The organism is Mesorhizobium sp. f-mel (genome assembly GCF_053850215.1).
Genome location: NZ_JBSPTO010000058.1, coordinates 1 through 10,225 on the forward strand (window position 1 = coordinate 1; position 10,225 = coordinate 10,225).

At 62.1% G+C, this 10,225-nt stretch carries 9 protein-coding genes and 1 pseudogene; 4 read left to right on the plus strand and 6 right to left on the minus strand.

Annotated elements, in window-relative coordinates; genetic code table 11:
* The first annotated feature begins 287 nt into the window (after window positions 1–287).
* Window positions 288–521, plus strand: a complete 234-nt coding sequence (locus ACWUKX_RS30500) for a hypothetical protein (RefSeq protein WP_254027243.1) — start codon at window positions 288–290, stop codon at window positions 519–521.
* Window positions 522–753: 232 nt separating this feature from the next.
* Here the strand turns inward: ACWUKX_RS30500 and ACWUKX_RS30505 are convergent, their stop codons facing one another.
* Window positions 754–1,833, minus strand: a complete 1,080-nt coding sequence (locus ACWUKX_RS30505) for an aminopeptidase (protein WP_456010388.1) — start codon at window positions 1,831–1,833, stop codon at window positions 754–756.
* Between the two features lie 247 nt (window positions 1,834–2,080).
* Here ACWUKX_RS30505 and ACWUKX_RS30510 point away from each other — a divergent pair, with 247 nt between their 5' ends.
* Both ACWUKX_RS30510 and ACWUKX_RS30515 read left to right on the plus strand, forming a co-directional pair.
* Window positions 2,081–2,740 carry a L,D-transpeptidase gene (locus ACWUKX_RS30510; protein ID WP_077380658.1) on the plus strand — a complete coding sequence of 220 codons (660 nt, stop codon included), beginning with the start codon at window positions 2,081–2,083 and terminating at the stop codon, window positions 2,738–2,740.
* A 10-nt stretch (window positions 2,741–2,750) separates the two neighbouring features.
* Window positions 2,751–3,263, plus strand: coding sequence for an OmpA family protein (locus ACWUKX_RS30515; protein WP_065010224.1), 513 nt, complete (start codon window positions 2,751–2,753; stop codon window positions 3,261–3,263).
* A gap of 92 nt (window positions 3,264–3,355) precedes the next feature.
* Here the strand turns inward: ACWUKX_RS30515 and ACWUKX_RS30520 are convergent, their stop codons facing one another.
* From ACWUKX_RS30520 to ACWUKX_RS30530, 3 genes are all read right to left on the minus strand, one after another.
* Window positions 3,356–3,745 carry a hypothetical protein gene (locus ACWUKX_RS30520; RefSeq protein ID WP_456010390.1) on the minus strand — a complete coding sequence of 130 codons (390 nt, stop codon included), beginning with the start codon at window positions 3,743–3,745 and terminating at the stop codon, window positions 3,356–3,358.
* 220 nt (window positions 3,746–3,965) lie between these two features.
* Window positions 3,966–5,690 (minus strand): hypothetical protein, encoded by a 1,725-nt coding sequence (locus tag ACWUKX_RS30525; RefSeq protein WP_456010392.1) that lies wholly within the window; start codon window positions 5,688–5,690, stop codon window positions 3,966–3,968.
* Window positions 5,691–6,025: 335 nt separating this feature from the next.
* The gene (locus ACWUKX_RS30530) at window positions 6,026–6,664 is read right to left on the minus strand and encodes a DNA-3-methyladenine glycosylase (protein ID WP_456010393.1); all 639 of its coding nucleotides are present in this window, start codon (window positions 6,662–6,664) and stop codon (window positions 6,026–6,028) included.
* A gap of 156 nt (window positions 6,665–6,820) precedes the next feature.
* Here ACWUKX_RS30530 and ACWUKX_RS30535 point away from each other — a divergent pair, with 156 nt between their 5' ends.
* Entirely contained in the window at window positions 6,821–7,969 is a 1,149-nt protein-coding gene (locus ACWUKX_RS30535) for an amidohydrolase (RefSeq protein WP_456010395.1), read from the plus strand.
* Between the two features lie 66 nt (window positions 7,970–8,035).
* On the opposite strand, the pseudogene ACWUKX_RS30540 reads toward ACWUKX_RS30535, so the two are convergent.
* Window positions 8,036–8,489, minus strand: a pseudogene (locus ACWUKX_RS30540) (ATP-binding protein); the annotation flags it as partial.
* A gap of 277 nt (window positions 8,490–8,766) precedes the next feature.
* Window positions 8,767–9,924, minus strand: a complete 1,158-nt coding sequence (ampH, locus tag ACWUKX_RS30545; RefSeq protein WP_127208782.1) for a D-alanyl-D-alanine-carboxypeptidase/endopeptidase AmpH — start codon at window positions 9,922–9,924, stop codon at window positions 8,767–8,769.
* Window positions 9,925–10,225: the final 301 nt, after the last annotated feature.

Genomic DNA, 10,225 nt, shown 5'->3' on the forward strand with positions numbered 1-10,225 from the left:
AATGAATGCAAAACCCGATCGCGTGCTGTTTCCGAAGAGCAATTTGAGGTGAACTTCCTCACGCCCCGCCCGCGTCGCGGCAGGCAAGCCCGGATACTCGAACGTGTGCGTCCAATCCTCCTCACTCGTTCGTGTCGACATGGCGTGCGTCTCCGACTCAGGCGGAACCCATGATTTACAACCGACCCCAAGGAAAACTGTTGCCGCCCATCTAGCCGTCTTATCGGTATCGGCGAAGCCGCTGATCTGTGCTAAGCCGCCGCCCGAATAGCCAAAGGAGTACACCCGTGAGCGAGCCGACCGTGGCCGAGGCGACCGACAGCATCTATGCATCGCTCCGGGCGAACAATGCCGACATCGACGCACATATCGCGGCGCTCAAAGCAGCGCTGGCGCGAGAGGGGATAGAACAAGCGGTGTTCGATCCAACCAGGCTGGCGCAGAACAACCGTTCGGGCCGCAAGCTAATGCAGGCTTATTTTCGGCAGCGCGGCGTGAGCGTGAGGTTTTCGGCCTCGTAGGGGCGCACGCTGAGGCGCCACGGCCCGCCGGCAATCATTGTGGTCCAATATCCCGCGGGGAGTTCAGGCAAGTCCGCTTTTGGCTTCTGTAGGCCGACATGCGGCTTCCGGCCCCGCCGACGTCAAAGTACCTAGGAAATCGGCCGACAAATGGTCAATTCAATCACCTGCGCCGGCTTGCCGAGCACATCAGCGACCGATTCGCCGCTTCTGGCCTTCGGATTTGACCGGATCAATCGCATGAATCTGCCGCCTTGAGCGCTTCGGCGCGGTCAGATTTGTCTAACGCTCCTATCCGTCGAACCGACGCGAAGAATCGTGGATAGTCGCCCGAACACAGATCGAACAAGCGGAGAAACGTCGCCACCCGATCGCCGTAGACGGAAGTCGCGGCGAGCTTCGCGTTGTTAATCGGAGAATCGAACCAGAGATCGTATCCCCGGTATCCACGCCAGCGACTGTCGCGCATCTCTCGGTAGCGCATTCGCAGCCGTTCGATCGCGGCTATCTTTGCGGCCCGCTTCTGCTCAGAGGTAGCGCTGTCGTCATAGACGTGCCTTAGCTCGTCTCGGGTCTGCGACACCAGCGCAAGAAATTGAGCTCTGCGCCTCCGGTCGGCTTCGTAACGGCGCAAACCGGCAGTATCCCCATTCGCGCGCAGCCATTTTCTTACACCGGTTGTTTCGACAGCGGCAGCGAACGCTTCGTTGAACGCGGAATCGTCCTGTACGTAGACGCGCTGGTGGGCCAGCTCATGGAACACCAGCCCTGCAAGACCCGCTTCATCTTGGCTGAGCATGGTGCTTAGCAGCGGGTCACTTGACCAGCCGAGCGTGGAATATGCAGTGATGCCCGTCACATAGACGTCCAGGCCCTGTCTCTGAAGTTCGACAGCGGTTTCAATCGCAGACCTTTTGGAGAAGTATCCTCGGTACGGAACGCATCCGAACACCGGAAAGCACCATGTTCGTGGCGTCAGCGAGAATTCCGGCGCTGCGAAGATGGCCCATGTCACCGCGTCCCGACCAACGTCAACATAGCTGCGGTAGCTATTGTTGTCCGGCAGCGCTAGCTCATCTATCGCAAACTGTCGTATGGCGCTCGCCGATGCCATTCGAGCGCGCAATGTCCCAGGGGTCGAAGGATTGTCGATCAGCTCTCCGACATCCTGGCGCGCCGCCATGATCTCCACGTGACCCTTCAAGGATTGTGCGTAGTAGGAAATGCTGGTGCAACCTGCCACGCCGGACATCACGATCATCGCAGCAACCGAACGAAAAAAAGCATGCATCATGCCCACGGCATCGCTCACACGTCCGGATAGGGCAAATGTCGCAACTACGTCCGGTTCCAAACAGTCGCGCCAATTCGGTTAAGATCCTGGATGGGGTTTAGGTTAGACGTTCGTCCTCGGCAAGATTGCGACAATTCGGTCACTCGCCGCCAAATTGCCGAATGTCCGGACATGGCGGACTGAAGCAACGCAGCATTTTCCACTTTGAGGCGAAGTAATTCTCAACTATGGTGCGCCAGGCTTTTGGCATGGGGGGATATTGCCGATGGTTTTATCACGCAGGGGTGTCGTGCTCGGCGGCCTGGCGCTGGTCGCGGTGGGTGCAACCAGCAATATTGCTCAAGCAGCGGCGGCAAAATCCTTTTTCGCCGGTACCGCCAGCGACAACAATTTTGTCTATCGCAAGACCAACTTCGCCAAGATCGACAAGAGATGGCATCGCCAGATCGTCAAGTATTTCAGCAGCGAGCCGGTCGGCACCGTCGTGGTCGATACCCGTCACCACTTCCTCTACGTCATCATGGAAAACAAGACCGCCATCCGCTACGGCGTCGGCGTCGGCAAGGACGGCTTCAAATGGTACGGCCGCGCGACGATCGACCGCCGCGCGCTGTGGCCGCAATGGGTCCCGCCCCCCGAAATGCGTAAGCGCAAGCCGGACCTACCGCACATGGTCGCAGGCGGCGCGTCCAACAATCCGCTCGGGCCGCGCGCGCTCTATCTGCACCGCAACGGCGCCGACACCGGCTACCGCCTGCATGGCACGCTGGAGCCATGGAGCATCGGCACCGACGCTTCCAGCGGCTGCATCCGCATGTTCCCGGAAGACATCATCGACCTCTACCAGCGCTGCCCGATCGGCACCGCGGTGCAGGTCCTGCCGCACATCGCCGACCAGGCGCCCGCTTCCACCACTGTCGAATGATTGGCGCCTCATGAACCGCATGATTGAAAACACGCGCCGGCTGCTCGCCGCCGGCCTGCTGGTGCTGGCCGCATCCTGCTCGACCAGCAACACGCTGGCCCCTTCCACGCCCAACATCACCAACACCGAGGTTGCCGGCTTCCAGAACGTGCAGCCGGGCAGCGAGGAGGATTTTATACTCAATGTCGGCCGCCGCACCTATTTCACGCAAGGTTCGGCCGCGCTCGATTCTGTCGCCAAGGCCACCCTCGACACCCAGATCGCCTGGTTAGCAAAGCATCCGCGCTGGCTGCTCAAGCTGCAGGGTTTCGCCGACGATCCCGGCGCAAGTGAAACGGCGCTGTCGCAGCAGCGCGCCGATGCGGTGATGGACTACCTCGCCGCCGGCGGCATAGACCGCAACCGCATGTGGGCCAAGGGCTACGGCAAGGACAGGCTCGTCCGCGACTGCCCCGACACCGCCTGCAGGTCGCAGAACCGCCGCGTTGTGTCTAATTTGCGCGATGAGAGGGACGAGCCGTAGGGGGCTGCTGTTCTGCTTGTGACCCGAAGCAGAGTCTCACACGCGACGGCGGCATGGCTGCTTTGCGCCGCATGTCGGTCGTTGAGTAGACCCTAGCCGCATCCAAAAGCCGACATCCGAGTGAACAGGCGAGGCGGCACGTTTGCACACAAGCGGACGTTCGGCTGTAGCCACTCAACCCTTTCCAGCAGGGGGTGTTTCAACGAAGCTGAAATGGGTGTCGCTTCGTCGCACTCGCCGCCGGCTTCATCGCCGTCAATCGGCGGGCCCGTGCCGACCTTGGCCCAGGCGAGGCGCGCGCCGTCGGGGGCACGGCAATATTCGATCTCCTGCTGCAGGGCGGCACCGCGTATCGAGCGAGCCGCGGCCGGTTCTTCACGTTGGACGAGGTAGGTCCTAACCGGCCGAGCGATGTTCTTGACCGATCTTGAGCCTCGATCCTCAAAGCCGCAATTCAGCTTGCCCTCGACTTCGCCGTGCACTTTGGCGGAGATCAGGATGCCGCCCGCTGGCGCGAGTGCTTCGAGGCGGGCAGCGACACTAGCGACCGCTCAGGGTGGAAAGCGGAATGGCAGCTGTTGATCGACAATGAAAACGATCCGGACATTCAGACCGCGCGACACCCCGAACGGGCCAGCCCATCATCCATTCTGTCGCCGGACGTAGCTCTGTCGCCGAAGATTCTTCTTCCCGTTTCGGCGATCAATCCCGGCGCGGATCGTAAGGCTTGGCGGCCCGTTGAGCGACGCGCTCGCGGTACCTCGCGTCGGTACCACCTCGGTTTTCCGGCTTGGTAAGCGTTTCGACAGGCTTCCCGAGGACGACCAGCAGCGTGTCCCATTCTTCCTGGCCGAGCGTCTTGTAGCGGTACTCCAGACCCGGCGAAGCCAGGAGCTGCTCGATCTCAGGCCGCGCGAAAGAGGCCGCAGGGCCAATGCGGCGAAAGCCGCTTCGCACGGCATCGGTAGCCGCGGTCAGGTCGCTGAAGCCATACTTGCCCGGATCGTAGACGGAGTACTCGCGCAGCAGCCGCAACAGGTCGGGCACGGCATCGACGCCGCGGTCGCCCTGGCGCTTGATCAGGCCGGTGGCAAAGCGGCTGACCGCCGGATCGGCGAGAATCTCGCGCTCTTCCGGCAGAGGATCGGCGTATGCACCTACAGGGAGGCCGGCCAGGGCATTGATCCAGTGGCGCGCCTCCTTCTTGTCGGTGGCCGCGAGGTAGCGGCGGGCGGCGAGCCGCCGCAGATCGGCGGACTTGCCATCGACCTGTTTGATGATCGCCCACAGCCCGTCTGAGGATCGCACCCGCGGGTCCTCCAAGATGCGAACCAGCAGACGCCGGTCGCTCTCGCCGAGCGGCTGGTCGTTCGCGCGGAACGAGTCCATCCACTGATTGGCGAGCGCGAACGCGGGATCGCTCACCGGCTTACGCGGATCGTCGAGCGCTCTGGCGAGTTCCTCGCGCGTTCTCGTTTTCGCCGCTTCCATATCCACGCCGCGCGAAACGCTGGTGTGGTCGAGTAGCAACCGGTTGACCGGAACCTCGGCGTACATCCTTCCGTCACCGAGCCGCCGACGCGCCCAGCCGAACCGGAAGTTCTCGATCCCGCCCGAAGTCCCGATCAGCATTGGCGCCGCCGGGGCAAAGATCGACAGGATCGACTGCCGCAGCAGCACCTGTTCACCGGCGTCGGTGATGGTGAGCGCCTTGCGGTGGGGTACGGAGGGTTCGAGCGACCAATCCACCCGTCCCCATCGGGGCTTGGCATCGGGCAAGGCAGGGCCGTCCTCGATCGCGATGGTGAAGTCGGGTTCGAGGGCGTCGTCGCTTTGCAGCAGCGCCTTGCCCTCTGACATCATCAGGTTCCATTCGGCTTCCAGCGCGCGCTGAGGGGCGAGCGGATCGGAGGCATCGTAGCGCCGCTCTTCCAGCAGGCCATGCCCGATGACGGTGCTTCGTTTGCCGGGCGTCGAGTCTGGCACGATGCGATAGGTATTGGAATGACGGCGAGGGGTCTGGACGCGGACCGAAGTGACGCCCGGGGTCTTGAGCAAGGCCGCGCACAGTGCATCGCAACGGCCCTCGAACGGGCGGGCGAGGAGAATGTCGCCCTTGAGCGCAATCGGTGCGCTCGCCTGAATGTCCGGCTCCTTCAGGCTGGCCAGCATGCCCCTCGCCCAGGTGAGGCCTGGCTGGGGGATGGTCCAGAACAGTGCCAGCGTCGCAGCGCCCGACATGACGTTCAGAGGAACCCCTGAAAGGAAACCTCCGAGCAGCAAGCGGAACAGCGCGAAGGCGACGCCATACATGAAGGCCGTTGGCATCGACGCGAGGATGATCCCCGGGATAATCAGGAAACTGCCGATGATGACCAGCCAGGGCATTGTCAGCGCCACAAACGCGCCGATGCCGGTGATGATCAAGTAAGTCTTCAACCACATGCACGGAACCTTACCGCGCAGGACTCAAAAAAATGATAAAGCTACTGTTCTCGGGTCGGTGCCGTCTTTCGGCATCCGTCCGTTGACGAATCTCGTTACGCTCACCTCGAAAAGCTGTCGATCGTCCGCCTTTGGGGCTCTGGCGCCTCCCACCAGATGACCGACTCGAAGTCGCAAGAGGAACGTCAGCTTTGTAACGCATCGCGCCCGAAACCGGAAGGACAGCAGACGGCCCATTGCGGTTACCACATAAATCGCACTCGATTGCCCGCTTCTGGGCGCAAATCAGACTCCGATGCTTACCTGCAACTCTGCTACTACTGCTGCCCCTGGCTCAGCGATCTTGGACCGCTGACAAACGCACTCCCCATGACATAAAATCGCAATAGCCGATCCGCGTCCTTCGAAATGCCGATCCTAATGCTCTTCCCGATTTCGCCTGCTTTGTGGTCGTCTCGTGCCAGCCATAGCGGGCCTTCCCGGCAAAGATCGAGCCCGTCGAGCGAACGGTCGATTCGCAACGCGGCAGTCAGCCTACCCGGTCCTCGCGCCAGGTCGCGCAAGCGCTCGACGCCGCGATGGAACCGCATGACTCCGACGCCTTCGAGCGGCTCGAGCGCCCTGATCAGCACGCCGGTTCCGATCCCAGCCGTCTCGCTCGAAACATTCAGCATGTATGAGAGGCCATAGGCGAGATAGACGTAGGCGTGCCCGCGCTCGAGAAACAGCGAACGGTTGCGCGGGGTCATTCCCCGGTAACCGTGCCCGGCGGCATCCCCGGCGACATAGGCCTCGGTCTCGACAATGCGGCCGCTGACGATGCCTTCCGGCAACGCCCGCACCACCAGCTTGCCGATGAGATAGCGGGCAAGAACCGCCGTATCATCAGGCAACTCCGCGCGAGCGAGCGGCGTATGATCATAGCGGCCAGGCTTCACGGCATCCGCTCGACCCATTGTGGCCGGGAAGGCCCAGGCTCGAACCGATCGCCGAAATACTGGTTCTTACAACCCAAGGGCACTCTCAGCTCCCGGTCTTCCATTTCGAGACTCCTTGACCCTGGAGCAATGGCTGCTTTTGCTTAGAATGGAGCGCAAACGGAGTTGGAACACGTGACCCTTACCAATCGAGACATCGTCGAGCTTATAGCGTGGCGGCGCAAGCTGCACCAGAACCCCGAAATCTCGAATGAAGAGGAGAAGACCGCTAAAGAGGTCGTCGACTTCCTCGCCGATACTGGGCCGGACAAGGTGCTGACCGGATTGGGCGGGCATGGCGTGGCGGCGATCTACGAAAGCGGCAAGGCCGGGCCGACGGTGATGTTTCGCTCGGAACTCGATGCGCTGCCGATTTATGAACTTTCTGGCGTAGATCATGCATCACTCGTGCCGGGCAAGTCGCATATGTGCGGCCATGACGGACATACCGCGATCCTGGCGGCACTCGGCCGTCAGTTGGGGCGCGAAAAACCTGCCCGCGGTCGCGTCGTGCTGATGTTCCAGCCGGCGGAAGAAACCGGCAATGGTGCCGCCGGTGTCGTCGCCGATCCGCGCTTTGGCGAGATCGCCCCGGATTTCGCATTCTCGCTGCACAATCTGCCGGGCGTGCCGTTCGGCGAGGTGCGGCTCAAGACCGGAGTGGTGAACTGCGCTTCACGCGGCATGCGCATCGTGCTGGAGGGCAAGACCGCGCATTCGTCCATGCCCGAGACCGGCGTTTCGCCGATGATGGCGGTCAGCCAGCTGATGCCGGCACTCCCGGCACTTGGCAGCGGAACTTTTGCCGACGACGACTTCAGCATGGTCACCGTCACCCATGCCGCGATGGGCGAAGCTGTGTTCGGCATCGCGCCCGGCAATGCAGAGGTCTGGACGACGCTGCGCACCCGGCGCGACGAGCGCATGGCAGACCTGTGCGCCGCCGCGCAATCGCTGGTCACACAGATCGCTAGCCAGCATGGCCTTTCTGCCCGGTGGGACTATCACGAGATATTTGTTGCCAGCGTCAATGCGCCGGACGCCGTAGAGCATCTGCGGCGAGCTCTCGATGAAGAGGGCGTCGTGCACGGAGAAGAAGCCCTGCCAATGCGTGCTTCGGAAGATTTCGGCTTGTTCGGCCACAGCGCCTCGTCGGCGATGTTCTTCCTGGGTGCGGGCGAGCGGCACCCTGCGTTGCACAATCCGGACTATGACTTTCCGGACGATTTGATCCCGATCGGGTCGAAAATATTCATGCGCGCGGCGCGCAATCTTCTGAGCTGACCTCATCTTTGGCAACTTGGTTTTTGACCCCACAGCGCCGCACCCACCCCTCAAATCGCCCGAACGCCCCTGCTCCGCCTCCTCCGAATTAGGATCGCCCGGCGCCGTCGCCCAGGCCAGCTCCACCAGCGTCACCGTCCGCCGGCCGGCACCGTCGAGCTGGCAGACGATCAGGCCCTGCTCTCGATATAGGTCAGCAGGCGCCCGGGCGCGGCGCAGCGAGCGTGAGCCGTAGGCGCGGGCAATCGCCGCGTCGCTCGGGCAGGGCTCCTTCGCCGCGTGGGCAATCATCATGAACATACCCTGCAGAGTCCTCGGGCAGCAGCGAGGCGCACCGAGACATCCTGCCAAAGCATCATTCCCTGCCATATCGGAACCCAAGCCGGCGCGGGCGCGCGTCAGCATGCGGCGGAAGGCGGGCAGGTCAGGCACGACCGAGGCGAGGCCTCTATGCGGCCGCGGACCACGAACTCCTGATAAAGCACGCCGATGACACGGAACCCGCGTCGGGTTGCGCCAGGAGGCGGCTGATGCTGTCGGGACTGCGAGCAGCGCGGCATTCGCGGTCGGCTACGAAAACGGAATGCCAAAGAGTCGAGAGGCAGAACCTTGGCCGCCGCTTGAGCAGGCCGTGAGCAGCGATGAAGCGGGTCGGCGCCGGCAAGTCCTCAGCAATGGATAGCTAAGCGGTCGGCCGGAAATAGCCGTTGTCGCGCTTGCCTGGCCGCGAAACATGCCGTCCGTCAGGCCCCTCCACAGCATTAATGATCGCGCACGTTCTACCGATAAGCGCGAAATCAGCGTGGAGCGATCTCTGCGACGAGATCGTTCGTCGTCTTAACCCCGGCCATGAAGCCGGCGGCATTGAATTCGTTCATGACGAAGAAAGCGCCGACGCCGCGTGTCGGTGCAATCGCAACATAGAGAAACATCCCTTGCAGGCCGCCGCTCTTCTGGAGGATGAGCGGGCGATGCTCGTTGGGGAGCATGATGACCCATCCGAGACCCATGGCGTCCATCGGGCCGCCGTCATCCAGCCCCACTACCGACGCGAGCCCGTCCCGGTACAAAAAAGCCGCGTGGTTCACGAGGCGGAACTCGGCGTCGGCCGCGGAAGGCTTGTTGTCGACATGCCAGTTCATCCAGCGCAGCAGGTCGTCCGCGGTCGAGTACAACCCACCGGCGCATTCCATGGCTGTGCTCGTCGGCACGATGGGCATGGCGCTGCCATCGAAGTTATGGCCCTGCATCAGGCGCGGTTCGTCCTCCGGTCTTGGGTTGAAAACCGTGTCTTTCATGCCGAGGGGATCGAGGACACGCTCCCGAAGAACCTCGGCATAAGGCTTTCCAGAGACATTCGCGAGCGCCGCTCCGAGGAGGTCGTATCCGAAGTTTGAATAGAGAACGGCGGTGCCCGGCGCGAACAGCAGCGGATTGTCCTTGAGGGCGGCAATCTGCGCCTCTTTCGTGTTGGTAGAGAAGGGGTCGGAGGGAGGCGCCTCGGCCACTGGCACCTCCCGCGGAAGGCCGGAAGCTTGCGCGACGAGATCGATCAGGCGGAGGGCGCGGCCATCTTTCTCCGGGAGCGTGACGTCCCAGCCAAGGCGATCCTGCAGCCGGTCGGTGAGCTGTACCTTGCCGTCGATCGCGAGCGAGGAAAGCACATTGCCGCAGAACACTTTGCTCACGGACGCGATTCGGAACATTGTGTCGCCGTCGGGCACTTTTTCACTCCCGTCGGCAATCTTGCCGAAACCCGCCAAGGCCGTCTCGCCGTTGCGCACGGCGCCGAAGATCAGGCCAGGCACCTCAGTGGAGAGATACAGGATCGTACCGTTGAACTGCACCGCTTCCGTCAGCAGCTTGTCCTCGGCATGTCCATAAGAGGGAAGGGTGACGGCTGCGATTGCCGTCAAAGCGATGGCCACAAGTCGGCGCGATCGAGACAAACGCATCGCCAAAATCCTTTGATAAAGCTGCAGAATAAAATCTTCGGAAAAAGGGCCGGCGCGTAGTATCTTACCATCTCTCCAGAAGCAGGAGATGTCAACAGAATGAACCGAAGGGGGTAATAGGCGGCGGTAGCGTAGTTTCGGCGGATATTTGCGCTACAGTCCTGCCGTATTTCTTGTCCTTCGTCAGTTGATCGGGGCTGATCTCTTTATTAGCAAACCGACCCGCGGGTAATTTAGAGCGGGATGAGATTAGTTTCGGTCATAGCCGGAGTTTTTGAAGTAGTGCGAGCACTCGGCGGAT

Excerpts from the sequence above, each read along its gene's own strand:
- ACWUKX_RS30510 (WP_077380658.1), top strand. The coding sequence starts at position 2,081 with ATGGTTTTATCACGCAGGGGTGTCGTGCTCGGCGGCCTGGCGCTGGTC.
- ACWUKX_RS30515 (WP_065010224.1), top strand. The coding sequence starts at position 2,751 with ATGAACCGCATGATTGAAAACACGCGCCGGCTGCTCGCCGCCGGCCTG.
- ACWUKX_RS30530 (WP_456010393.1), bottom strand. The coding sequence starts at position 6,664 with ATGGGTCGAGCGGATGCCGTGAAGCCTGGCCGCTATGATCATACGCCG.
- ampH (WP_127208782.1), bottom strand. The coding sequence starts at position 9,924 with ATGCGTTTGTCTCGATCGCGCCGACTTGTGGCCATCGCTTTGACGGCA.